The 24472-nt window shown below is 44.2% G+C and carries 24 protein-coding genes; 2 read left to right on the top strand and 22 right to left on the bottom strand.

What is annotated here, in order from left to right; translation table 11 throughout:
- Positions 1 to 70 precede the first annotated feature (70 nt).
- The 15 genes from rnhB to rpsB form a co-directional block, all read right to left on the bottom strand.
- Positions 71 to 691: a ribonuclease HII gene (gene rnhB, locus OCU30_RS03130; protein WP_077311384.1), complete on the bottom strand. Its 621-nt coding sequence runs from the start codon at positions 689 to 691 to the stop codon at positions 71 to 73.
- On the bottom strand, positions 684 to 1832 hold the full coding sequence (lpxB, locus tag OCU30_RS03125) for a lipid-A-disaccharide synthase (protein ID WP_077311382.1): 1149 nt from the start codon (positions 1830 to 1832) through the stop codon (positions 684 to 686). Before lpxB ends, rnhB begins: the two co-directional genes overlap by 8 nt.
- A 128-nt stretch (positions 1833 to 1960) precedes the next feature.
- On the bottom strand, positions 1961 to 2749 hold the full coding sequence (gene lpxA / locus OCU30_RS03120) for an acyl-ACP--UDP-N-acetylglucosamine O-acyltransferase (RefSeq protein ID WP_077311380.1): 789 nt from the start codon (positions 2747 to 2749) through the stop codon (positions 1961 to 1963).
- Between the two features lies 1 nt (position 2750).
- Positions 2751 to 3182 (bottom strand): 3-hydroxyacyl-ACP dehydratase FabZ, encoded by a 432-nt coding sequence (fabZ, locus tag OCU30_RS03115; protein ID WP_205408764.1) that lies wholly within the window; start codon positions 3180 to 3182, stop codon positions 2751 to 2753.
- Positions 3183 to 3297: 115 nt separating this feature from the next.
- The gene (gene lpxD / locus OCU30_RS03110; RefSeq protein WP_077311376.1) at positions 3298 to 4329 is read right to left on the bottom strand and encodes a UDP-3-O-(3-hydroxymyristoyl)glucosamine N-acyltransferase; all 1032 of its coding nucleotides are present in this window, start codon (positions 4327 to 4329) and stop codon (positions 3298 to 3300) included.
- Between the two features lie 8 nt (positions 4330 to 4337).
- The gene (locus OCU30_RS03105) at positions 4338 to 4847 is read right to left on the bottom strand and encodes an OmpH/Skp family outer membrane protein (RefSeq protein WP_077311374.1); all 510 of its coding nucleotides are present in this window, start codon (positions 4845 to 4847) and stop codon (positions 4338 to 4340) included.
- A 14-nt stretch (positions 4848 to 4861) separates the two neighbouring features.
- On the bottom strand, positions 4862 to 7276 hold the full coding sequence (bamA, locus tag OCU30_RS03100; RefSeq protein ID WP_077311372.1) for an outer membrane protein assembly factor BamA: 2415 nt from the start codon (positions 7274 to 7276) through the stop codon (positions 4862 to 4864).
- Between the two features lie 47 nt (positions 7277 to 7323).
- The gene (gene rseP / locus OCU30_RS03095; RefSeq protein ID WP_077311370.1) at positions 7324 to 8682 is read right to left on the bottom strand and encodes a sigma E protease regulator RseP; all 1359 of its coding nucleotides are present in this window, start codon (positions 8680 to 8682) and stop codon (positions 7324 to 7326) included.
- Entirely contained in the window at positions 8679 to 9887 is a 1209-nt protein-coding gene (gene ispC, locus OCU30_RS03090; protein ID WP_077311368.1) for a 1-deoxy-D-xylulose-5-phosphate reductoisomerase, read from the bottom strand. Before ispC ends, rseP begins: the two co-directional genes overlap by 4 nt.
- 50 nt (positions 9888 to 9937) lie before the next feature.
- On the bottom strand, positions 9938 to 10783 hold the full coding sequence (locus OCU30_RS03085; protein ID WP_077311366.1) for a phosphatidate cytidylyltransferase: 846 nt from the start codon (positions 10781 to 10783) through the stop codon (positions 9938 to 9940).
- A 15-nt stretch (positions 10784 to 10798) separates the two neighbouring features.
- On the bottom strand, positions 10799 to 11551 hold the full coding sequence (locus OCU30_RS03080; RefSeq protein ID WP_077311364.1) for an isoprenyl transferase: 753 nt from the start codon (positions 11549 to 11551) through the stop codon (positions 10799 to 10801).
- Positions 11552 to 11654: 103 nt separating this feature from the next.
- Positions 11655 to 12212: a ribosome recycling factor gene (gene frr / locus OCU30_RS03075; RefSeq protein WP_077311362.1), complete on the bottom strand. Its 558-nt coding sequence runs from the start codon at positions 12210 to 12212 to the stop codon at positions 11655 to 11657.
- Positions 12213 to 12237: 25 nt separating this feature from the next.
- Positions 12238 to 12978 carry a UMP kinase gene (gene pyrH / locus OCU30_RS03070; RefSeq protein ID WP_077311360.1) on the bottom strand — a complete coding sequence of 247 codons (741 nt, stop codon included), beginning with the start codon at positions 12976 to 12978 and terminating at the stop codon, positions 12238 to 12240.
- 160 nt (positions 12979 to 13138) lie between these two features.
- Positions 13139 to 13981, bottom strand: a complete 843-nt coding sequence (gene tsf / locus OCU30_RS03065) for a translation elongation factor Ts (protein WP_077311358.1) — start codon at positions 13979 to 13981, stop codon at positions 13139 to 13141.
- A 132-nt stretch (positions 13982 to 14113) separates the two neighbouring features.
- Positions 14114 to 14842 carry a 30S ribosomal protein S2 gene (gene rpsB / locus OCU30_RS03060; RefSeq protein WP_077311356.1) on the bottom strand — a complete coding sequence of 243 codons (729 nt, stop codon included), beginning with the start codon at positions 14840 to 14842 and terminating at the stop codon, positions 14114 to 14116.
- A gap of 353 nt (positions 14843 to 15195) precedes the next feature.
- Between rpsB and map the strand changes: the two genes are divergently transcribed.
- Both map and glnD read left to right on the top strand, forming a co-directional pair.
- The gene (map, locus tag OCU30_RS03055) at positions 15196 to 16038 is read left to right on the top strand and encodes a type I methionyl aminopeptidase (protein WP_077311354.1); all 843 of its coding nucleotides are present in this window, start codon (positions 15196 to 15198) and stop codon (positions 16036 to 16038) included.
- Positions 16039 to 16147: 109 nt separating this feature from the next.
- The gene (gene glnD / locus OCU30_RS03050; protein ID WP_077311353.1) at positions 16148 to 18772 is read left to right on the top strand and encodes a bifunctional uridylyltransferase/uridylyl-removing protein GlnD; all 2625 of its coding nucleotides are present in this window, start codon (positions 16148 to 16150) and stop codon (positions 18770 to 18772) included.
- 61 nt (positions 18773 to 18833) lie between these two features.
- On the opposite strand, the gene pgpA is transcribed toward glnD, so the two are convergent.
- The 7 genes from pgpA to ribD all read right to left on the bottom strand — a co-directional run bounded on the left by pgpA (position 18834) and on the right by ribD (position 24465).
- Positions 18834 to 19334, bottom strand: coding sequence for a phosphatidylglycerophosphatase A (pgpA, locus tag OCU30_RS03045; protein ID WP_077311351.1), 501 nt, complete (start codon positions 19332 to 19334; stop codon positions 18834 to 18836).
- The gene (gene thiL, locus OCU30_RS03040; RefSeq protein ID WP_077311349.1) at positions 19334 to 20302 is read right to left on the bottom strand and encodes a thiamine-phosphate kinase; all 969 of its coding nucleotides are present in this window, start codon (positions 20300 to 20302) and stop codon (positions 19334 to 19336) included. Before thiL ends, pgpA begins: the two co-directional genes overlap by 1 nt.
- A gap of 125 nt (positions 20303 to 20427) precedes the next feature.
- A complete protein-coding gene (gene nusB, locus OCU30_RS03035; protein WP_077311347.1) occupies positions 20428 to 20898 on the bottom strand; it encodes a transcription antitermination factor NusB in 471 nt (156 codons plus the stop codon).
- Positions 20898 to 21368 carry a 6,7-dimethyl-8-ribityllumazine synthase gene (ribH, locus tag OCU30_RS03030; protein WP_077311345.1) on the bottom strand — a complete coding sequence of 157 codons (471 nt, stop codon included), beginning with the start codon at positions 21366 to 21368 and terminating at the stop codon, positions 20898 to 20900. The genes nusB and ribH overlap by 1 nt, the downstream gene beginning before the upstream one ends.
- Positions 21369 to 21506: 138 nt before the next feature.
- A complete protein-coding gene (gene ribBA / locus OCU30_RS03025) occupies positions 21507 to 22616 on the bottom strand; it encodes a bifunctional 3,4-dihydroxy-2-butanone-4-phosphate synthase/GTP cyclohydrolase II (protein ID WP_077311344.1) in 1110 nt (369 codons plus the stop codon).
- A 67-nt stretch (positions 22617 to 22683) separates the two neighbouring features.
- The gene (locus OCU30_RS03020; RefSeq protein WP_077311342.1) at positions 22684 to 23340 is read right to left on the bottom strand and encodes a riboflavin synthase; all 657 of its coding nucleotides are present in this window, start codon (positions 23338 to 23340) and stop codon (positions 22684 to 22686) included.
- Positions 23341 to 23355: 15 nt separating this feature from the next.
- Positions 23356 to 24465, bottom strand: coding sequence for a bifunctional diaminohydroxyphosphoribosylaminopyrimidine deaminase/5-amino-6-(5-phosphoribosylamino)uracil reductase RibD (gene ribD, locus OCU30_RS03015; protein ID WP_077311340.1), 1110 nt, complete (start codon positions 24463 to 24465; stop codon positions 23356 to 23358).
- Between the last annotated feature and the right edge of the window lie 7 nt (positions 24466 to 24472).

Raw genomic sequence — 24472 nt, 5'->3', positions numbered from 1 at the left:
AATCCTGGCTACTTAGCGTTGTTATTGGTTGAGAGATATTTTACGAGAAACTGGCGTCATAAAACAGCCGTTATGCAAGGCCTAACGCCCGCTTAACTGGACCAAAGCTTTTACGGTGTTCATCAATCACGCCATACTGTTCGATAGCGGCAAAATGGGCTTTGGTTGGATAACCTTTATGCTGGGCAAAACCAAATTGTGGATGCTCTGCATCAAGATCAGCCATTTCTTGATCTCGTACGACTTTAGCAATGATTGAAGCAGCACTGATTTCTGCAACGCGCAAATCCCCTTTTACCACGGCCGCGGCCGGCATCGGTAATTGTGGGGTTCGGTTACCGTCAATAAGCACCATTTGCGGTGAAATAGTAAGCCCAGCCACCGCCCTTTGCATTGCTACCATGGTAGCTTGCAAAATATTCAATTGATCAATTTCTTCTGGAGAGCATCGCCCCACCGACCAGGCAAGCGCGTTGGCTTTAATTTCAATGAATAAGGCTTGGCGTTTTTTATCCGATAATTTTTTTGAGTCGGTCAATCCGGCGATAGGACGCTGCGGATCAAGAATGACAGCAGCGGTAACAACATCGCCCACTAGTGGGCCACGACCCACTTCATCAACACCGGCAAACACTGTAAACTCAGGTGGATAATCAAATGGGGGAAGCGCTTTCACAGTAGCTTTAGGCATGCGTTTTTCCTATCAATGTTAATACCGCATGAGCGGCTTGCGTATCGGCATCTTTGCGAATCCACTCATGCATTTCATCAAATTTATCCAACATGGCTTGGTTATCGGTATCGAGCAACTGAGCCACATGATAAGTCAGGTTATCTACCGTGCAATCTTCTTGTAATAGCTCTTTGACCAATTCTTGTTTCGCTAAAATATTCGGTAAGGAAACATAATCAGTTTTCAATAATTTACGTGCTAAATAAGCGGTAATGGCATTCACTTTATACCCAACCACCATCGGGCGCTTGAGTAGCATACACTCTAATGCCACGGTCCCAGATGCTAACATTACCGCATCAGCGGCCGTAATCACATTGGTTGCAGTATCATTGACTAAAACAAACTGGAGCTCCGGAGCAACGCGTTGCCACACTTCTTCAAACTCAGCACGGCGTTTGTCATTCACTAACGCTACAACAAACTCTAACTGAGGACGAGACTGTTTAAGTACGCGACAGGTTTCGATAAAAGGCTCTGCCAATAATTTCATTTCCGCGCCGCGACTGCCAGGTAATACGGCTAACCATTGACGTTCAGGATCTAACCCTAATAGCTGCTGGGCGGCCTGCTGATCAGTGCGCATGGGAATAGCATCCGCCAAGGTGTGTCCGATAAACTCACATGGCACATTGAAACGATCATAAAACGCTTTTTCAAAAGGTAAAAAGGCTAACACTAAGTGAGTCGCAGCGGCAATTTTATGGATACGTTTTTGGCGCCAAGCCCAGACCGATGGACTAACGTAATGAACCGTTTTGATCCCCGCATCTTTTAAGTTACGTTCTAAGCGTAAATTAAAATCGGGCGCATCAATCCCCACAAAGACATCCGGTGGATTCTCGGTAAAGTATCGGACAAGCTCCGCTTTAACCTTCAATAAACGTGGTAAACAGCCGAGGACTTCTACCAAGCCCATCACTGATAGCTCTTCCATATCAAACAGTGATTCACACCCAAGCGCTTTCATCTTGGGGCCACCAATACCAACAAACTCAGCGTTCGGGTATTGAGTTTTGATGGCTTTTATAAAACCTTCACCTAAAGTGTCACCAGACATTTCTCCGGCAACAATGCCAATCCGCAATGGTTTTTCCAATGTGCTCATCCTTTGATAACGCTAATAAGGGAATTTTTATGGATAAAGACTCACAAGTCCTTATTCATAAAACACAAAAGATCGCTCCTCGAAAGCAGCGATCTTTTTAATCTCATTACACACTTCGCTTAACGAATAATACCGCGTGTGGAATCAGAGAGGAAATCGAGAAGGTGTTGTACGACAGGGAATGCCTCAACATCTTTCTCCATCTCAGTTTTTGCTTCGGCTAACGTTAAGCCAGAGCGATACATCGCTTTATAAGCTCGACGAATAGCATGAATCTGCGGTTTCTCAAAGCCACGACGCTTGAGACCTTCAATGTTAACACCAAACGGTGCACAGTGGTTGCCTTGCGCCATCACAAAGGGTGGCACATCTTGCACAACAATAGAGCCGCCACCTAACATAGCATGGGCGCCGATGCGACAGAATTGGTGTACCGCGCACATTCCGCCAACAATCGCATTGTTTTCAACCGTGACATGCCCTGCTAATGTTGCATTATTTGCAAAAATGCAGTGATCGCCAACGACGCAATCATGGGCAACATGCGCGTTGATCATGAAGAGGTTATTGCTGCCTACTTGCGTCAGTCCTGCATCTTGAATCGTACCGCGATGCATAGTCACACTTTCGCGGATCATATTATTGTCACCGATGATCAATCGGGTGTCTTCACCTTTATATTTCAGGTCTTGGCACTCTTCACCGATAGACGCAAACTGAAAAATACGGTTTCCTTTACCAATTTGCGTTGGACCTTTTACCACGACATGCGAGGTGAGCTCAGTATCGTCGCCGATTTCAACTTTGCTATCGACATAGCAAAATGGACCAATTTTGACGTTTTCGCCAATAATAGCCCCTTCTTCAACCACCGCGGATGGGTGGATTTGTGCTGATTCGTGGATCATATTAAAACTCTCGGCGCGCACATTTCAATTCAGCCGAACATACCACTTCACCATCAACGGTTGCGGTACCATTGAATAGCGCGATACCTCGACGCTCTTTTAAGAAATCAACCTTAACGATCAATTGATCACCAGGCGATACTGGACGACGGAATTTCGCATTATCAATACTTGCGAAATAATACAATTCATTTTCTTTTGGTGCGCCAAATGTCTGGAACGCTAATAAGCCTGTCGCTTGTGCCATGGCTTCCAAAATTAACACGCCTGGGAATACAGGCATCTGAGGAAAATGACCGGTAAACTGAGGTTCATTGACAGAAACATTTTTAAGGCCAACCAAATATTCGCCTTCTTCATAGTCCGTCACACGATCAATCAACAAAAATGGGTAGCGGTGAGGAAGAAGCGCCTGAATTTCAGTGATATTCATCGTTTTCTTTTCAGTAGTCAAAGTCATAGTCCTATTCATTATATCAACAATATTCTGCGGGCATTATAGACGAAAAAGGCTCGCTATATGCGAGCCTTTTTAATAAAAAAGCGAATTAAACGTCTCTTTTTTGTTCAACCTGCTTTTCTAGCGCTCGTAATCGCTTATTCATTTCATCAATGCGATGCACTCGAGTGGCCGTTTTTCGCCATTCTTTATTGGTCTGTAAAGGGATACCTGACGAGTAAATACCTTTTTCTGTAATACTGCGCATCACCATGCCCATACCAGTGATGGTTACACCATCGGCAATGGTAATATGTCCATTAATCACGACCGCGCCACCAATAATACAGTATTTACCAACACAAGTACTACCGGCAATGATGGTACCACCAGCAATCGCTGTGCCGTAACCAATGTGTACGTTGTGAGCGATTTGCAATTGATTATCGAGGATAACGTTATCTTCAATGATCGTGTCATCAAGTGCACCACGGTCAATCGTCGTACCCGCCCCAATTTCAACTCGATTACCAATTCGCACAGAGCCAAGTTGCGGGATTTTCACCCACTCGCCTTTTTCATTAGCGTAACCGAAACCATCCGAGCCAATCACCGTATTCGCTTGCACCAAGCAATGCTCGCCAATCACGACATTATGATAAATTGACACATTAGCCCACAGCTTCGTCTTTTGTCCTATTTTGGCATTTTTGCCAATAAAACAACCGGCACCGATAACCGCACCATCGCCCAGAACAACCCCAGATTCAATAATAGCGTTAGCGCCGACAGAGACGTTATCACCAAACACTACATCATCTGCAATGACCGCCGTTGCGGCAATTTCCACCGCAGGCTGTGGGGTGTTATCTAGCGCCTGTGCAACGCGTGCAAAAGCCACGTAAGGATCAGGCACAACAAGCACGTTAGACTTACACAAATGGCGTTCTGATTCTTTAACCATAATTACAGTGGCTTTGCAGTCTGTAAGGTATTGGCTGTATTTTGAGTTAGACAAGAAAGACACATCGCCTTTTCCTGCTCGCTCCATCGGAGACACTGATGAAACAACAGCTGTGCTGTCGCCATACACTTCCCCGCCTGTAATAGTTGCCAACTCGGCTAACGTTAATGTGCTCATAATTTCGATTACTTAATAGACTTAATGACTTCTTTAGAAATATCGTACTCAGGTTTGCCATATTGCATAGCACTGATATCTACGATCATATCATAGCCATCTTTTTTCGCGACTTTTTGCACTGCATTTTGAATAACTTTAAACAATTTCTGCTTTTCTTGTGCTTCACGACGCTTACTGGCTTTCTCTAAAGATTGGCCTTTAATCTTATAGTTACTTTGTAACTGGCTGATTTCAACACGTAATTTATCACGTTCATCATCACTCATTAGCGATGAATCTCGCTTAAGTTTTTCCATCTTTTTTTGCGCTTGAGACTGAATACTTTTCAGTTCAGCCGCTTTGTCTTTAAACTCAGACTGCAATTTTTGCAGAACCACTTTGCGTTGTGGAAGTTCATGAAAAACCTGAGCCGTATTGATATAGCCAATTTTTTGTGCTGCCTCAGCGGCATTAGCAAAAAATGAAGAGCTAAGAATAACGAGGCTTACACCTGCTGCTTTGAAGATATTTTTCAAAATTAAATCCCCTATTAAAAGGTTTTGCCGATGGTGAAGGTAAAGAATTCTTCGTCATCACCTTCGTATTTTTTAATTGGTTTCGCCACAGAAAAGACCAGAGGCCCCATCGGTGAGATCCACTGTAATGCAGCACCATATGATGAGCGATAATTTGTTGGATCCGAGTAATCGTAATAGTATTTATTACCGTACGACGCGCCACTCTCGTTGTAGTTAAACTCGGTATCCCAAACACTTGCCATATCAAAAAAGACACTGGTTCGGATTTGGTTCTGCATCTCTTCAGACACAAATGGAGTCGGAACAATCAGTTCCGCACTGGCTAACGCGACTGCGTTACCGCCCACTGATTCTTTCGTTGCGATCTCTGTGCCATTATTGCTATCAGAGTAACTACGATATACCGCTTTAGGGCCTGCAGAGTTAGAACTAAAGCCACGTAACGTCGAGAAACCGCCAGCATAAAAGTTTTCATAGAACGGATATAAGTTATCTTGACCATCCGTTTTACCGTAACCATTACCGTAACCTAAACGTCCACGTAACAGTAGGGTATAATCTTGTTTTTCTGTTAACGGGAAGTACTGACGCACGTCATACTGCATTTTATAATACAAGGCATCTGAACCAGGTACCGTCATATCGTAATACGCTCTCTGGTAGTTACCTTCGGTCGGAAAATACCCTTTATTGAGATTATTACGTGTCCAGGTCAGACTCACATCGAAGTCATCAGTTTCTAAACTGCCATCATTCGTTAGGTTACTTTGTTGAGATTGTAAAAATTGCTCAACTTGCACGTACGGTCTTAAGTTACCAATTTTGTTGTGCGTATAGCCTACACCAAATTCAAAACGGTTAAGTTCATCGGACGGAAAGCCCCATGTTAATTTACCGCCATAGCTGGTGTTATCATAATCGACGATACCTGCATCAGAAGCTTCAAACTTAGTTAAGAACACTTTGCCGCCAAGACTAACGCCATCAAGAGTCCAGTATGGGTCTCGATATTCTAATGTAATGTTCTTTTGATAATCATTGGTGGTTGCACTGACACTCACGCGGTTACCGGTACCCAAGAAGTTATCCTGAGTCAAACCAACTTGGAAGCTTACGCCGGATTCAGTACCGTAACCGACACCGAAGTTAACACTACCAGAGTTCGCTTCTTCAACGTTATACACCACATCAACTTGATCTTCGCTACCTGGTACGCGCTGAGTTTTCACATCAACGGTTTTAAAGAAACCCAAGCGGTTCAAACGCGATTTACCCGTATCAACAGATTTCGAGTTTAACCAACTGCCTTCCATTTGACGCATTTCACGACGCAAAACTTCATCTTTAGTAATACTATTACCGACAAAACGAATATCGCGCACATACATACGTTTACCAGGATCAACTTGAACAACTAAAGAAACTTGTTGCTTATCATCATCAAACTTCGGAATAGTTCGTACTTTAGGGTAAGCGTAACCCGCTTCACCTAAGATTTTTTTCACATTTTCTTCTAACGCCGTGACCGCCGCACCATTGTAGGTACTGCCCATTTTAAACTTCACAAGCGATTGAAATTCATCTTTTTTACCAATCAAGTCGCCTTTAAATTCAACGTTATTAACCGTATAAGGCTTACCCTCATGCAAGTTCAACGTAATATAGACGCCTTTCTTGTCTGGGGAGATAGAAACCCCTGCTGACTCGACTTTGAACTTCAAGTAACCGCGGTTGAGATAGAAACTTTTTAGTTTTTCTAAGTCACCAGCTAATACTTGCTTCTGATATTTGTCACTGGAGATAAAATTCCACCAAGAAACATTAGCATCGAGATCAAACTTTGAGCGTAACGTATCATCAGAAAAAGCATGATTACCAAGAATATTGATCTGTTTAATTTTCGCAGAGACCCCCTCAGTAAACACAAACTTCAAATCGGCACGGTTACGCGGCAAAGGCGTAACCACCGCTTTTACCGTCGCATTATATTTACCGACACTGTAATAGAAGTCTTCTAACGCCTTCTCAATGCTTCTCAGTTTGGTACGGTCCAACGACTCACCGACTTGAATACCAGACGCGTCCAAGTTCTTTTGTAGCTGCTCTTTCTTAACCGCTTTATTGCCGGAGAAAGACACACTCGCAATGGTTGGTCGCTCTTTAACTTGAACCACTAAGGTCGAGTCATCCCGATACACTTTGACATTTTCAAAGTTACCAGATGCATAGAGGGATTTAATGATATCGGAAATATCTTGAGAATCGACGCTATCGCCTACTCGTACTGGCATTTTGAGTAATGCAGCACCTAAAGCGACACGTTGTAGTCCCTTAATCTGAATATCTTTAACAACAAAGTTTTCTGCACCATGTGCGGACATGCTTGTTGCGAGCAGTGTCGCGAGGAGGATCTTTTTCATCGCCATATTTTTTTGAGTTATTCCTTACTACAACCCTTGCCCAATGCGTAAAATCACAGGCGAGTAAAATCGTTAAATATTGCCACGGCCATTAAAGAGAAAATGATGGCTCCACCAATGCGATAGCCCATTTCCTGAACTTTTTCAGGAACCGGGCGACGAATAATCGCCTCAATCGCGAAGAACAGCAAGTGCCCTCCGTCAAGCATTGGTAATGGGACTAAATTAATAATGCCTAAATTAATACTGATCAGAGCCAAAAAGCCTAAAAAGTAAACGAATCCGTAATCAGCCGTCGCCCCAGCCCCCTTTGCAATCGAGATTGGGCCACTCAGGTTGTTCAATCCTACATCACCCACGACCAGTTTTTTCAACATACTGCCCGTCAGATGTATGACTTGTCCTGTTTTATCTATCGCTTTGCCTACCGATTCAATCACGCCATATTGCAAATCAAATCGATAATTTTCTGGCCATTGCGCGACTTTAGGTGCTATACCAGCAAACCCTATCACTTGTCCTTTACTTAGCTTTTTAGGCTCAGGGACCAGTGTTAATGGCAGCAGACTGCCATTACGGATTACTGTCAGTTTCAGCGGCTTATTAGGATGGCTTTTAATACTGTTCACCACCTGCTGCCAATCTGTCACCTTGACGCCATTAATCGATGCAAGTGTATCCCCTACTTGTAAGCCAGCTTGCGCACCTGCTCCATTGGCTGAGATATTAACAAGCGTCGGAGAAATGCTCGGTCGATAAGGTTTAAAACCTAACGCTCCCATAGCAGACTCTGAATCTGGTTTAAAGTTCCACGAAGACAGGTTGAAAGTTTTGATTTCTTTCATACCGATGTCATTGGGAGAAGCCACCGTCAAAGTCAATTGCTTATCACCGATATGCGAAGCAAGCTGCATATTCACGGATTGCCAATCGGGGGTCGATACACCAGAGACAGAAGTAATCTGCATACCTGATTTAAGCCCACCTTGAGCAGCGATAGAGTGTTGTTCAACACTACCGACGACAGGTTTTACTGTTGGAGTACCAAGAGTAAAGACCAACCAATAAGCAAAAATTGCAAATAGGAAATTAAACATCGGTCCGGCACTGACGACAGCAACACGCTGCCAAAGCGATTTATGATCAAAGGCTTGATGTCGTTGTTCTTGCGAAACCGTATCGACACGACTGTCGAGCATTTTGACATAACCACCAAGAGGGATCATCGCGATGGTATAAACAGTGCCGTCTTTACCGACCTTCTTCCATAATGCTTTACCAAAACCTATAGAAAATGTCTCGACTTTTATTCCACAGCGACGCGCAACCCAAAAGTGACCAAATTCATGTACGGTCACCAAAATGCCTAACGCGACAACAAATGAGACTAAATTCCAGATTATGCCACTCATAATAAATGCTCTTTCAATAACTGACCAGCAAGTTGCCGCGCCATTGTATCGACCTCTAGTAAGCTTTCCAAGTCATGGGAATGTAACGAACTATTAGCAGTGCAGACGTTCGACAATACCATGTTATTAAGCGTACTAATGTCAGTAAATCGAATGGCACCTTTCAAAAATGCGTCAACAGCTACTTCATTCGCAGCGTTCAAGGATGTTGTCGCATGTTGTCCTTCATAACAAGCATCAATTGCCAATTTGAGACATGGGTAACGCTCATAATCCACATCCATAAAGGTCAATTCGCTCATTCGAGTAAAATCGAGTGGTTGCACTCCAGCTTGAATACGGTGAGGGTAATTCATGGTGACAGAAATCGGCGTCGCCATTTCCGGCTCTCCCATCTGGGCTAACACCGAACCATCTCGATATTGCACCATAGAGTGGATAACAGATTGAGGATGAATCACCACTTGAAGTTGATCACGGCGGGTATTAAACAACCAACGAGCTTCAATATACTCGAGCCCTTTATTCATCATGGTAGCGGAATCAACCGAGATTTTTGGTCCCATAGACCAATTAGGATGAGCGATTGCTTGTTGCGGTGTGACATCCGCAAGGGTTGCAATATCACTATACCGGAACGGCCCACCCGATCCGGTCAATAAGATCGAGGAAACGCCAGCGTTATCTAAATCACAGCGCCCCATACGCGTTTGTATTTCTTCGGGTAAACATTGGAAAATCGCATTATGTTCGCTATCAACGGGTAACAGTTCAGCACCATACTTTTCCACCGCATTAATAAAGAGTTGCCCTGACATCACGAGAGCTTCTTTATTCGCGAGTAAAATACGTTTACCCGCTTTTACAGCAGCCATCGTCGGCATTAACCCTGCCGCCCCAACAATCGCAGCCATGACAGTATCAACGTCATCTAATGCCGCCACTTGACACATCGCGTCTTCACCATACATCACTTCGGTATTTATGCCCGTTTGTGCAAGTAACGCTTTTAAAGATTTCGCGGCATCAGCAGTCGCCATCACCGCATATTTAGGTTGCCATTGAACACAAAGTTGCTGCATTTTTTCTACATTCTGGCCGGCAACCAAAGCAACAATGGAAAACTGTTCTTTATTTTCAGCAACCACGTTTAACGTGCTATCACCAATTGAGCCAGTAGCTCCGAGAATCGTTAACTTACGCATAGTGAAACCATTATTGAGTCAAAAGACAAGCCAACGGCTTGCCTTTTGATTTATAAGACGAAATAGAGAAAGGCGAAAACGGGAAAAGCCGCAGTCAAACTATCAATGCGATCTAACACACCACCATGACCTGGAATAATATGGCTACTGTCTTTAATATTTGAGACACGCTTAAACATACTTTCAACTAAATCACCTAATACTGAGATGATCGCGGTACAGAGGATGATCATATACATGGTAAAGTCTGAGCTAAATTGCAGGTTAAACGCTTTCGCCAGCGTTGCCCCCACAATGACCGCTAAAATTAAGCCACCGACTAATCCTTCTAACGTTTTATTCGGACTAACAGCCGGTGCCATTTTGTGCTTGCCAAAATACTTACCCGAAAAGTAAGCACCACTATCGGCAGTCCATACGATCAAACAGACGAAAATAACCAGTTGCGCGCCGTGCCACATGTCCACAGACATCGATTCTGCACGTAGAAAAACCACACTCCAGTAAAAAGGCAATAATGTCAAAATTCCAAAGCTATGGCGTAACCAATTGACATTTTCCCATCCTGGGCGAGAACGCGGGTAAGTAATCGCGAGGATACTTGCGATTATCCACCATATACTTCCTATCACTAAAATTAAGTAATGATGGGAGGTTAAAGCATTCAAAGTGTCCATTGTGGGCTGCACCCACCAAAAACTGATACCACTGACAACCAAGGCAGGAAGCAAGGCCAAAATACGTGATTGAGGAGCGTTAACAAATTGCGTCCACTCCCAAAATCCGATCAAGGTAATGGCTGCTAGAGCAGGCATAAACCAAGCAAGGGGCAAGTAGATAATGCCCAAAAGAACAAGAGGGGCAAGTATGAGCGCTGTAATAATTCGTTGCTTCAAACTTTCGATCCTATTTTATTTTTCCATTAGCTGTTTAATCTGTTCACCCGTACACCCAAAACGGCGTTCACGATTCACAAACCAGGAAATAGCTTCAATTAAGCTATCTTCTCCAAATTCAGGCCAATAGATTGGAGTAAAATACATTTCTGCATAGGCCATTTGCCACAGCAAAAAGTTACTAATTCGGCATTCGCCACTGGTGCGGATAAGCAAATCTACGTCGGGTAAATCCGACATCATGACATGCTGTCCAAGCATTTCTTCGGTAATATCCTCAGGGGCAAGTTGACCTTTCGCTACTTGATGGGCCAAATGCTTCGTTGCCTGAGTAATATCCCACTTACCGCCATAATTTGCCGCTACGTTTAATACCATGCCAGTATTATTCTTAGTGAGGGCTTCGGCTTGTTCAATTTTATTTTGCAGGCGTTGACTGAAACGAGAAACATCCCCCACGATTTGCAATCGCAAGTTGTTTCTGTGCATACGTTTAACTTCCGATGATAACACCGTGATAAACAGTTCCATCAATACCCCGACTTCCTCTTCAGGACGACGCCAATTTTCACTACTAAACGCAAACAAGGTAATCGCATTGATCCCAAGTTTGGAAGCTGTAGTGATGGTATTGCGAACCGCATCCACGCCTTTCTTATGACCAAAAACACGTGGTTTCCCCCGCTCTTTTGCCCATCGGCCGTTACCATCCATAATGATGGCAATATGTTGAGGTAGCACCTCAGATGAGAGTTGAGAATCTAACATTATTAATTATTATAGTATTTTCGAACCAAAGACGTTTATACGTAACGAATAAAAAAGCGCTGTGCTGCAAGCACAGCGCTCATTCTATTGAAAGAAGTCGTGTTTATACTTCCATCAATTCTGTTTCTTTCTTCGCTAGAATTTCATCCACGTGTTTAACCGCAACATCGGTCATTTTTTGGATTTCTTCTTGTGCTTTACGATCTTCATCTTCAGAGATTTCTTTCTCTTTTAATAAACCTTTAAGATCGCTGTTAGCATCACGACGAATGTTACGAATAGCAACACGACCGCCTTCTGCTTCACCACGCACCATTTTCACTAAATCACGGCGACGTTCTTCTGTTAATGGTGGTAGAGGAACACGAATAACAGTACCCGCAGACATAGGGTTTAAACCTAGATCTGCTGTCATAATCGCTTTTTCTACTTTTGGAGTCAGCTCTTTATCGAACACGGTAATCGCCAGTGTACGCGCATCTTCAGCGATAACGTTAGCCACTTGGTTCAAAGGCGTTGGGGCACCGTAATACTCAACAGAAATGCCTGACAAGATACTTGGGTGAGCACGACCTGTACGTACTTTGCTCAAGTTATTTTTCAGCGCGTCTACGCTTTTGTTCATACGCTCTTGAGCGTCTTTTTTGATCTCATTAATCACGATATCACCTTAATTTTGTTCGTCTCTAGAGTGATTTTACTTCAGCGCTGATTAGCGTACCTTCAGTTTCGCCCATAACAACACGGCGTAATGCACCTGGTTTGTTCATGTTGAAAACACGGATTGGCATTTGATGATCACGAGCAAGCGTAAATGCTGCTAAGTCCATCACCTTCAGCTCTTTTTCAAGTACATCATTATAAGCCAGCTTACCATAAAGCTGAGCATCTGGGTTGGCTACAGGGTCAGAATCGAATACACCGTCAACTTTCGTTGCTTTAAGTACAACATCGGCTTCGATTTCAATACCACGTAAACACGCAGCAGAATCTGTAGTGAAGAATGGGTTGCCCGTTCCTGCAGAGAAAATAACCACTCGGCCGTCACGTAATTGGCTGATTGCTTCCGCCCAGTTGTAGTCATCACAAACTCCATTTAGTGGAATTGCTGACATAACACGAGCATTTACATACGCACGATGCAGAGCATCACGCATCGCCAAACCGTTCATTACCGTCGCGAGCATTCCCATGTGATCACCGACTACGCGATTCATGCCTGCTTCTGCAAGACCTGCACCACGGAACAAGTTACCGCCACCGATAACAACCCCTACCTGAACGCCAAGTTCCACCAGTTCTTTGACTTCCTGAGCCATGCGATCAAGAACGGCTGGATCTATACCAAAACCTTCTGCACCTTGCAGCGCTTCACCGCTAAGTTTTAACAAAATCCGTTGATATGCTGGTTTAGGGTTCGTTGTCATGGTCTTACCTTTCAAAAAAGTGGTTAATTAACTGTCAAGGATTGATTCTACATATTTTATAAGCCTAAGAATCAATTCGTGACGGCAAATTCCCTTTACGATAGTCGTGAAAAGACCGCAGCCTTGGCTACGGTCTTTAACTAGGCTATATCGCTAAAGATTAACCTTGTTGAGCTGCTGCAACTTCTTCTGCAAAGCTCATTTCTTCTTTCTTCTCGATGCCTTCACCTACTTCTAGGCGAACGAAACCAGTTACTGTAACGCCGGCTTCTTTAAGCACTTCGCCAACAGTTTTCTTAGGTTCCATGATGAACGCTTGACCAGTCAGAGAGATTTCGCCAGTGAATTTCTTCATACGGCCAACAACCATTTTCTCTGCGATTTCCGCTGGTTTGCCTTCGTTCATTGCAATTTCAACTTGAACTGCTTTTTCTTTTTCAACAACATCAGCAGGTACGTCTGATGGGTTTAAGAAATCTGGACGAGAAGCAGCAACGTGCATTGCAACGTGACGTAGCGTTTCTTCATCACCTTCACCGGCAACAACAACACCGATTTTCTCACCGTGACGGTAAGAAGCAGTTTTCGCGCCTTCTAGGTAAGAAACACGACGTACGTTTACGTTTTCGCCGATTTTCGCAACTAGTTCGATACGAGTCTGTTCGAATTTAGCTTGTAGCTCTTCGATAGACATTTTTTCAGCAGCAGCAGCTTCTGCAACTTCGTTTGCAAAGGCTTGGAAGTTACCATCTTTCGCTACGAAGTCAGTCTGACAGTTGATTTCAACTAGTGCCGCAAAGCCTTCACCATCTTTAACGATGATAGTACCTTCAGCAGCAACGTTACCCGCTTTTTTAGCCGCTTTAGCAGCACCGCTTTTACGCATGTTTTCAATCGCTTGCTCGATGTCACCATCAGTTTCAACAAGCGCTTTTTTACATTCCATCATACCCGCGCCAGTACGGTCGCGAAGTTCTTTAACTAGAGCAGCAGTAACAGCCATTCTCTATTCCTCGGTTTAATTCTGGATGTGGTAAAAATTAGGGGCCGATTTAAAGGGCCCCCAATGCTAACTATAACCTAGTTTATATGGTCAATGAATGACACATCAATCTAAGTAGACTAAGAGCCGTAATTATTCAGCTTCTACGAAGCCGTCTTTTTCAGCAACTTCTGCAACGTTTTGGTTGCGACCTTCGTTCACTGCTTCAGCAGCAGCGTTTAGGTAAAGTTGTACTGAACGGATTGCGTCATCGTTACCAGGGATGATGTGGTCGATACCATCTGGGTTAGAGTTAGTATCAACAACAGCGATTACTGGGATGCCTAGGTTGTTTGCTTCTTTAACTGCAATGTGCTCGTGATCCGCATCGATTAGGAAGATAGCGTCAGGAAGACCATTCATGTTTTTGATACCGCCAAGAGATTTTTCAAGTTTCTCCATTTCGCGAGTACACATAAGTGCTTCTTTTTTAGTCAGCTTATCGAAAGTGCCATCAGCAGCTTGTGCTTCTAGTTCTTTTAGACGTTTGATTGACTGACGAACTGTTTTCCAGTTAGTCAACATGCCGCCTAACCAACGGTTGTTTACGAAGTATTGGTCACATGCAATTGCAGCTTCTTTAACAGCTTCAGATGCAGCGCGTTTAGTACCAACGAAAAGAACTTTACCTTTTTTCTCGCCTAGCTTAGATAGCTCTGCAAGTGCTTCGTTGAACATAGGTACAGTTTTTTCTAAGTTGATGATATGAACTTTGCTACGAGCGCCAAAGATGAACGGTTTCATTTTTGGGTTCCAGTAACGAGTCTGGTGACCGAAGTGAACACCAGCTTTAAGCATATCGCGCATTGATACAGTTGCCATTATATAATCCTCTATATGGGGTTAGGCCTCCACATCCCCCATGTCTCCGACCCTATCTAAGTAGGGCACCCCGGAACACGTGACGGAATGTGTGTGATTTATGTAAGTAAGTTATAAACATCATAAGTAACGGTCGCCAATAGTGAAGACAAGATACTTAGAGTTCGGCGCGCTTTATATCATATTTTGCGCTTATTTGGCTAGTAAAAAATCATCCACCATTGCGGATATATCACCTTTCTTTAAGAGATATTCCTTAATACTCGAATCACAATTATTGCGCTTCATCACGTCGCTGTTACAATAACCACATCGCACGCTAGTGCTCTAAAATAACGAAATAGAGAAAGCCCATGTCTGTAATTATCAAGAATGCTGAAGAAATAGAAAAGATGCGCGTCGCTGGTCGTTTGGCCAAAGAAGTTCTCGAAATGATCGAACCCTTCATCAAACCGGGTGTCACAACCGAAGAACTGGATACTATTTGTCATAAGCACATCACTGAAGTGCAAGGCGCTATTCCCGCACCGCTTAACTACCATGGCTTCCCTAAATCTATCTGTACCTCGATCAACCATGTAGTATGCCACGGCATTCCAGCATCGGAAGATAGCCAGTTTGGCCCTTACACGCGCCCAGCTGTATTAAAAGATGGGGACATCATGAACATCGATATCACCGTGATTAAAGATGGCTACCACGGTGATACATCAAAAATGTTTTATGTTGGTGAAGTCTCACCTGCTGATAAACGCTTATGTGTCACCGCGCAGGAATGTCTATACGCGTCGCTTAAAAAAGTGAAGCCAGGTGCTCAACTTGGTGAGATTGGCACAACCATTGAAAAACTAATTAAAACCAACAATAAAAATAACCCGCGTATGAAGTACTCCATTGTACGTGATTACTGTGGTCATGGTGTTGGTGCTGGCTTTCACGAAGAGCCGCAAGTCGTTCACTATAAAAACAACGATCGCACCGTCTTAAAAGAAGGCATGATTTTCACCATTGAGCCGATGATCAACGCAGGTAAATTTGGTTGCCGCTTAGATGAAGATGACGATTGGACAGTATACACGGCAGATAACAAAAACACTGCGCAATGGGAGCATACATTGCTAGTGACTAAAGATGGCTGTGAGATCTTGACGCTACGCGATGAAGAAACCATTCCTCGTCACTTTCACAACGCATAACGACGATACTCATTAATAGTTTCTTATCCCCGCGCTTGCGGGGATATTTTTTTATTGCTCCCAATCTGCTACATTCACTGCATTCGGAAATCTCGCACGGACTGCAGTTATGCCTTTTCAAGCCCCTAGTCATCTCAACAATGATGAGCTTTCAATTCCTGATCTTAAAGACCAACTTGATCAATTCGCTCAAGAGCAAAAAGCTCAATTTCTTCAGCATCACTCTGTTAGTGATTTAGTTCATGGACGCTCTCATTATATGGATGAGTTGCTCGCTCGTTTATGGCGTTTTTATCAATTCGATACCCTGACAGAATTGTCACTGGTTGCTGTCGGCGGATACGGCCGCGGTGAGTTGCATCCTCTTTCTGACATCGATATGTTGATCGTTTCTCAGCATCCTTTAAGCGAAGATGTCGGCGTCAAAATCAGTCAATTTATTACTTTTCTTTGGGATTTACGTTTGGAAGTTGGTCATGCCGTGCGCACGGTTCAGGAGTGCGCGGATATTGGTCGAGCTGATCTTACCGTTGCCACCAACTTACAAGAAGCACGCTTGCTTTGCGGTTCACATGAGACATTCGAACAGCTTAAAGACGTTATTGTTTCTGAGTCGTTTTGGCCTAGCAACGTGTTCTACAAAGCCAAACTGCAAGAGCAGCGTGCTCGCCATGCCCGCTACCACGATACGACTTATAATCTTGAGCCGGATATAAAATCTACCCCCGGTGGGTTACGCGATATTCATACTTTATCTTGGATCGCTCGCCGTCATTTCGGGGCGACTTCTCTCTATGAGATGAGTCGCTATGATTTTTTAACCGATGCAGAGTATCGTGAACTTGTTGAGTGCCAAGAGTTTTTATGGCGAGTCCGTTTTGCGTTACATCTTGAACTACGCCGCTATGATAACCGGTTAACTTTTGGTCACCAAGCGAATGTCGCAGAGCATTTAGGTTTTACTGGAGATGGTAACCGCGCGGTCGAAAAAATGATGAAAGAGTTCTATCGCACTTTACGACGCGTAGTAGAACTTAATCGTATGTTGTTAATGCTGTTTGATCAAGCGATCTTAAACCATGAAACCGATGAACAATGTATCGTACTGGACGACGATTTTGCTCGATGCGGACCTTGGATACAAGCGCGCCACCCAGCCTTATTCCAAGCTCGTCCTGAAAGCATCCTCGATATGTTTATTCACATGGCGGATGATACGAGTATCACGGGTGTATCACCGACGACTATGCGTCAATTACGTACTGCACGCCGGCGGCTCAATACCTTTTTACATAGCATTCCTAGCGCTCGGGATAAGTTCATGACCTTAGTGCGGCATCCAAATAGCTTACAAAATGCGTTTCCACAAATGCATGAGCTCGGTGTCATGGCCGCCTATTTACCACAATGGAGCCACATTGTTGGGCAAATGCAGTTCGATTTATTCCATGTGTATACCGTTGATGAACATACAATACGTGTACTCAAGCAGCTACAAACCTTTCATGTCCCCGAAAATTACAATACTCATCCAATTTGTTGTGAAATATTTCCGCGCTATCAAAAGCGCGAGTTAATCATTTTAGCGGCTATTTTCCACGATATTGGTAAAGGCCGTAACGGTGATCACTCTGAAATTGGTGCCAAAGAGTCTTATGACTTCTGTCTCGAACATGGGCTATCCAAACCCGAGGCACGCCTAGTCTCTTGGCTAGTACAAAACCACTTATTAATGTCGATTACGGCCCAAAGACGTGATATTTATGACCCTGATGTTATCAGTGATTTTGCTAAAACGGTTCGTGAAGAAGAGGCACTTGATGCGTTGGTTTGTTTGACCGTTGCTGATATTTGCGCCACCAACCCTGAGCTATGGAACAGCTGGAAACGCACCTTACTTGCTGAGCTTTATTACTCAACGCAACGTGCATTAAGGCGCGGTTTAGAAAATCCTGTCGATGTCCGCGAACGTGTTCGTCATAATCAACAAATGGCCTCCGCGCATTTACGCAAAGAAGGTTACACGCCACAACATATCGATCGCTTATGGTTGCGTTTTAAAGCCGATTATTTTCTACGCCATTCTGATAAACAAATCGCGTGGCACTGTTCCAACATTCTCAAATTGACCGAGAATTCTCCGCCACTAGTACTGATCAATAAACGCCCGACTCGAGGTATTACCGAAATCTTTGTGTATACCAAAGATCAGCCGGCATTATTTGCCAATGTCGTGGCTGAACTCGACCGTCGTAATTTAAACGTTCATGATGCGCAAGTCATGACGAGTAAAGATGGTTACGTACTCGATACATTTATGGTACTTGATAATAATGGGGATGCTATTGTTGAATCAGAACATGAAGCCTTGATTGGGCACATTCATAAAGCCGTCGCCAAAGGTAAACAGTTACATCAAAAAACTCGCCGTTTACCGCGCCAATTGAAACATTTTAAAGTAAAGACACAAGTGGACTTTTTGCCAACGAAAAGCAAAAAGCGCACGTTAATAGAATTAGTCGCATTAGATACCCCCGGACTATTAGCCACAATCGGTGCGACTTTTTCTGAATTGAATTTGGATTTACATGGTGCAAAAATTACGACAATTGGTGAGCGAGCGGAGGATTTATTTATCCTTACTCGTCATGGTGGTGGCCGCTTAAGTGAACAAGAAGCGATTGAACTGCGTGAGGCGCTTATTGAAAATATTGTCGAGCTCTCACCGAACTAGACGACATGGCATATGACCCACAATAAAGGTGCGCGCATGCACCTTTATTGTAACCAGTTGCTTACCACCCCGCCCAATGGCCGAGTAAAACTAAACAGATTGCTGAAAATACACCAGCTAACAAGTCATCGATCATAATCCCGAACCCACCATGGACTTGCTTATCTAACCAACTAATCGGCCATGGTTTTACCATATCGAAAAAGCGGAACAAGACAAAACCAGCCAGCGTCCAATGCCAATCCCACACAGAAATGTTGTATAGAGGTACCACCAGCATCGTCAGCCAAAAACCGGCAAACTCATCCCAAACAATCGATCCATGATCATGTACGCCCATATCATCGGCAGTCACCTGGCAGATCTTTATTCCAATGATGCTCGCAATAACCACCAGCAAAATATAAGCAACCAGAGGTAACTGCGCCAAGAGTAAGAAAAAAGGAATGGCAGCGAGGGTTCCTATGGTTCCGGGAATAATGGGCGATAATCCACTCCCAAATCCAGTCGCTAATAAGTGCCAAGGGTTTACTAGGGAAATACGTGTTCTTGGATCGTTCATTATGATGCCTTAAAATGATCATAGCCAGACAGTTGCCAATCAATAGGCTGACCACTGTCATGTAACTTGAGGTGGCCTTGAGACTCTATTTTACCAATACAATGTAACTCAGTCTCTTGGGCTAATTGAGAATCAACATACGCTTTATATTGTTCAGGAACAGTAAAGCATAACTCATATTCTTCGCCACTAGTTAATGCATACTGACAAGCAATATCACGCTCACCGACAAAAGCCGCCATTTGCTCCGAATAAGGCAATAAACTCACATCGATGCTCGCGCCAACGCATGAACGTTCTAAAATATGCTGTAAATCTGCCAAAAGACCATCTGAAATATCAATCGCAGACGAAGCTATACCTAATAACCCTTGCGCAAACTCTACTCGTGGTGTTGACAAAAAGTGGCGTTTTTCTAGCTCGCTGGCGAAAGGTTGACCGCGTAGTGTGGGATCTAAAATAACGTCTAGACCCGCTTTGCTATCGCCTAATTTACCGGTGACATATAACCAATCCCCGGCTTTAGCACCAGACCGTAATAACGCTTTATCTTGCGGGACAAACCCTTGCACAGTTAACGAGATGCTTAATGGACCTTTCGTCGTATCACCGCCAATTAACTGAATACCATAATCATCGGCTAATGCAAAAAATGCATCAAAGAAGGGACGTAACCAATTTTCATCAATTTCTGGCAAGGTTAACGCTAACGACATCCATGCGGGACGAGCGCCCATTGCGGCTAAATCACTCAAATTAGAGGCCAAAGCTTTATGTGCGACCAACTCAGGCGCCGCGGAGAGCAAGAAATGCGAACCTCCAACAAGTGTATCAGTACTCAATGCAATACGGGCATTAGGAGGTGGACAAACAATCGCACAATCATCCCCTAGTGCTAAATTCACATCTTGACGTGATGTTTGACGTTCCGACAAATAAGTCCGAATAAAATCAAATTCTCCAGGCATGAACCGCAATGCTCCTCATCCGTATACAAGGATACGCCCTCGATGAAGCGTATATAATACTCAATGCCTATATGGCACCCATAAAAAAGGCCAGCATCATGCTGACCTTATCATTGTATCGTGATTTACGATTTAATGCGTACGTGTGGAGCCGCTTTATCAAGCACACCATTCACAAATTTATGGCTATCTTCAGCAGCAAAAGTTTTTGCTAATTCAATCGCTTCATTAATAACCACTTTGTACGGTACATCTTCACGACGTGTCATTTCAAACATAGCTAAACGTAATAGTGCTAGCTCCATTTGATCCAAATCTTGCATTGGACGAGACACGAATGGACGCAATTTGCTATCTAACTCTTTATAGCTTAACACCACACCTGTGAAGACTTCACGGAAGTAAGTCACATCAGTTTCTGGCGCGCTTAGAGCCGGTTCAGAGGCACGAAGATCTTCTTCATCGTACTTACCGCCGGATAAAAACTGTTCTTCAATTGTTGCAACATTTTCGTTAGAAAGCTGCCAAGAATATATTGCTTGCAACGCAAATTGGCGTGCATTATGACGTGCGGCTGGTTTCACACGGGCCCCCATTAGGAATCGATTTCAGAAAGAACATTAATCATTTCAAGTGCGCTTAGTGCTGCCTCTGCACCTTTATTACCAGCCTTGGTTCCTGCGCGTTCAATGGCTTGATCAATGGTATCAACAGTTAGCACACCAAAAGCAACTGGAAGACTATATTCCATAGAAACTTGTGCTAAACCTTTGTTCATCTCACTGCTAACATATTCGAAATGTGGTGTACCACCACGGATGACGGTCCCTAATGAGATAATCGCATCGAATTTGCCAGTTTTTGCTACGCGTTGAGCAACAAGAGGAAGCTCTACAGCACCTGGGCAACGAACCACTGTGATATTATCATCAGCGATTTGGCCATGGCGCTTCAAAGTATCGATGGCACCAGAAAGTAAACTTTCATTGATAAAACTGTTGAAACGAGAAATTACAATGGCAATTTTCGCAGTTGGTGCTGGGAAGCCACCTTCGATCACTTTCATAAGCTGTCCTTTAAACTCTAATCATCACGTGAGAATCGCCGGATTCTAGCACAAATCTGTGAACCATATCTAATAGTATTTGTACCTATCCCTTCAGGCGTGCCGCTGACGTTGATCAGCGGCGCTTCTTATTATTTATTACTGGCACACATACTCAACAACATTTAATCCAAAGCCGCCGAGTGCATGATATTTTTTATTTTCTGAAGATAGTAGGCGCATATCCGTCACCCCTAAATCCGCTAAAATTTGTGAGCCAACACCAACACGGCGTGACGTCCCTGGTTTCTTCGCCATAGCAGGCGCTTCACCATTATCTTGAGCTTCAAAAGCTTTGACACGATTCATTAATAAATCGCTGCTCTCTTCTTTGCCCAAAATAACCAATACGCCCCCTTCTTGGCCAATACGCTCCATGGCTTGATCTAATCGCCAGCTACGATCTGAATTGCGGTTACTGTGCAATAAATCGGTAAACGTATCTTGTAAGTGTACGCGTACTAAAGGTGCCCCTTGAATGATGTCACCTTTACACAATGCATAATGTACTTGGTTATCAATCACATCACGGAAGGTCACTAATTCAAACTCACCATACTCGGTCGGTAACTGGCACGTTGCCACACGTTCAATGGTCGTTTCAGTATTGTTACGGTATTCAATTAAATCAGCAATCGTGCCCAGCTTCACGCCGTGTGTTTTCGCAAACACTTCCAAGTCTGGACGACGGGCCATCGTGCCATCATCATTTAAGATTTCAACAATCACCGACGCTGGCTCTTTACCAGCTAAACGTGCTAAATCACATCCGGCTTCGGTATGACCGGCACGGACGAGTACACCACCATCTTGCGCAGCTAATGGAAATACGTGGCCAGGCTGAACTAAATCCGATGCTTTGGCATTATCGGCGGCAGCAGCAAGTACCGTAGTGGCACGATCCGCGGCAGAGATACCTGTTGTCACCCCTTCAGCTGCCTCAACCGAGACAGTAAATGCGGTTGAAAATTGCGCACTATTATCTTCAACCATCGGGTTGAGACCTAAACGCTTACAACGCTCTTTCGTTAGAGTCAAACAGATAAGACCGCGTCCATAAGTCGCCATGAAGTTTATGGCTTCAGGAGTCACATCCTGAGCAGCCATAATAATATCGCCCTCATTTTCGCGATCTTCATCATCCATTAGGATAACCATCTTTCCTTGACGAATGTCATCAATAATTTCTTGCGGGGTACTGATTGTCATACGGTATTCCTATTCGTTTTTAGCCTCATTACCAAGAGGCCATGAGCGTTTTGCTAGGCAATGTGTATTAAGCAAAACCGTTTTGTTTCAAAAATTCCATAGTAAGTCGAGATTCCGGCTCTTCAGGTTCATGGGATGCTGTCATCAATCTCTCCATGTAACGTGCCAATACATCGACTTCCAAGTTGACCTGATGGCCCACATGAAACTCATCAATGGTAGTTTCACTGCTGGTGTGCGGTACAATCGTCAGCTTGAATGCATCTTTGCGTAGTGCATTCACAGTCAAACTGATGCCATCAACCGTTATCGACCCTTTTTCGGCGATGTATTTCATGAGATCAGCTGGTGTTTTCACCCACAACTCAATGGCACGCCCAACCCAGTGACGCTCTATCACCACTCCGACACCATCGACATGGCCTGAGACAATATGTCCGCCAAAACGGGTTGTCGGCAACATGGCTTTTTCTAAGTTAACACGGTCACCCGCTTGTCGTTCGGAAAAACTGGATTTTTTTAATGTTTCTATCGATAAATCAGCACTATAAGAGCTTTCATCAAACTCAACAACTGTCAAACATACGCCATTTGTGGCAATACTGTCACCTAATTTGACATCTGACATATCTAAATGCCCGACCTCTACCTTGACAGTCACGTCGTCACCTTTAGGGGTAATTGAGCGCAAACGCCCGACAGCTTCTACAATTCCAGTAAACATCGACTGTACTCTTTATTATTCATTGATAGGCTTAGGTATTAATATCACTCGTATATCCGGTCCAACTTGGCGAATATCCTTGATATCAAACTCCATAACCTGATGCATTTCAATCAAACCTAACGCTCCCAATAGGCCACGGCCATCGGATCCCATAATTTTCGGAGCTAAATACACGATCAGCTCATCCACCAGTTGGTGTTGTAATAGAGAACGCGCTAGCGTCGCGCCAGCTTCCACCCAAATATGATTCAGTTGTTGCTGATTGGCGAGTGAATCAAACAGCGCTTTTAACGACAACTGGTGATGTTCATCTAATCCAACGCAAATATCGGCATCGTGCTCGCTCACAGTGAACACCGCCCCCGATTGTTGATACAAGTTTAACTGTGCAGTTAAATGATGCTGCCTATCGAGGATCACACGCGCCGGTTGACGCACTTGGTCTTGAGGGTATTGCGCTTGCACACTCTCTGGTAAATCATGCCAACGGACGTTCAACGAAGCGTTATCGGCAATCACCGTTTGGCTGGTTGATAAAATCGCACAAGCTTGGGCGCGATAATGCTGTACATCTTGACGCGCTTGCTGAGAAGTAATCCACTGACTGGCACCATTGGCGAGCGCGGTTTGCCCATCGAGACTCGCAGCCAATTTTAGCTGAACCAACGGACGGCCGGTTTCCATACGTTTTAAAAAGGCGGGATTTAACGCTCGTGATTCGGCTTCTAATAGCCCAACGGCTACCTCAACCCCCGCGTGTGAAAGCATCGTGATACCACGACCAGCCACTTGCGGGTTGGGATCTTTCATCGCACAAACAACACGACGAATACCGGCCTTAATCAGTCCTTCAGCACAAGGAGGGGTTCGACCATAATGAGAACAAGGTTCTAACGTGACATAGGCCGTCGCGCCTTTCGCCTGCTCACCAGCCATACGTAACGCATGGACTTCGGCATGCGGTTCACCCGCCTTAGCATGGTAACCCTCCCCAACGATCGTGTCACCATGAGCGATGACACACCCAACATTGGGGTTAGGTGAAGTGGTGTATATGCCGCGCTTGGCGAGGCTAATCGCACGCGACATCATTTGAAAATCGTAAGAGGTAAATACTGACATAAGCGAG

The organism is Vibrio palustris, from assembly GCF_024346995.1.
Lineage (GTDB): Bacteria > Pseudomonadota > Gammaproteobacteria > Enterobacterales > Vibrionaceae > Vibrio > Vibrio palustris.
Note: the sequence above shows the minus strand (reverse complement) of the source record. Positions and strands in the feature narration are given on the sequence as shown.

Coding starts and splice junctions, on each gene's coding strand:
- rnhB (WP_077311384.1), bottom strand. CDS start 691: ATGCCTAAAGCTACTGTGAAAGCGCTTCCCCCATTTGATTATCCACCT.
- lpxA (WP_077311380.1), bottom strand. CDS start 2,749: ATGATCCACGAATCAGCACAAATCCACCCATCCGCGGTGGTTGAAGAA.
- fabZ (WP_205408764.1), bottom strand. CDS start 3,182: ATGAATATCACTGAAATTCAGGCGCTTCTTCCTCACCGCTACCCATTT.
- lpxD (WP_077311376.1), bottom strand. CDS start 4,329: ATGAGCACATTAACGTTAGCCGAGTTGGCAACTATTACAGGCGGGGAA.
- bamA (WP_077311372.1), bottom strand. CDS start 7,276: ATGGCGATGAAAAAGATCCTCCTCGCGACACTGCTCGCAACAAGCATG.
- rseP (WP_077311370.1), bottom strand. CDS start 8,682: ATGAGTGGCATAATCTGGAATTTAGTCTCATTTGTTGTCGCGTTAGGC.
- ispC (WP_077311368.1), bottom strand. CDS start 9,887: ATGCGTAAGTTAACGATTCTCGGAGCTACTGGCTCAATTGGTGATAGC.
- OCU30_RS03080 (WP_077311364.1), bottom strand. CDS start 11,551: ATGTTAGATTCTCAACTCTCATCTGAGGTGCTACCTCAACATATTGCC.
- pyrH (WP_077311360.1), bottom strand. CDS start 12,978: ATGACAACGAACCCTAAACCAGCATATCAACGGATTTTGTTAAAACTT.
- tsf (WP_077311358.1), bottom strand. CDS start 13,981: ATGGCTGTTACTGCTGCTCTAGTTAAAGAACTTCGCGACCGTACTGGC.
- rpsB (WP_077311356.1), bottom strand. CDS start 14,842: ATGGCAACTGTATCAATGCGCGATATGCTTAAAGCTGGTGTTCACTTC.
- map (WP_077311354.1), top strand. CDS start 15,196: ATGTCTGTAATTATCAAGAATGCTGAAGAAATAGAAAAGATGCGCGTC.
- glnD (WP_077311353.1), top strand. CDS start 16,148: ATGCCTTTTCAAGCCCCTAGTCATCTCAACAATGATGAGCTTTCAATT.
- pgpA (WP_077311351.1), bottom strand. CDS start 19,334: ATGAACGATCCAAGAACACGTATTTCCCTAGTAAACCCTTGGCACTTA.
- thiL (WP_077311349.1), bottom strand. CDS start 20,302: ATGCCTGGAGAATTTGATTTTATTCGGACTTATTTGTCGGAACGTCAA.
- nusB (WP_077311347.1), bottom strand. CDS start 20,898: ATGGGGGCCCGTGTGAAACCAGCCGCACGTCATAATGCACGCCAATTT.
- ribH (WP_077311345.1), bottom strand. CDS start 21,368: ATGAAAGTGATCGAAGGTGGCTTCCCAGCACCAACTGCGAAAATTGCC.
- ribBA (WP_077311344.1), bottom strand. CDS start 22,616: ATGACAATCAGTACCCCGCAAGAAATTATTGATGACATTCGTCAAGGA.
- OCU30_RS03020 (WP_077311342.1), bottom strand. CDS start 23,340: ATGTTTACTGGAATTGTAGAAGCTGTCGGGCGTTTGCGCTCAATTACC.
- ribD (WP_077311340.1), bottom strand. CDS start 24,465: ATGTCAGTATTTACCTCTTACGATTTTCAAATGATGTCGCGTGCGATT.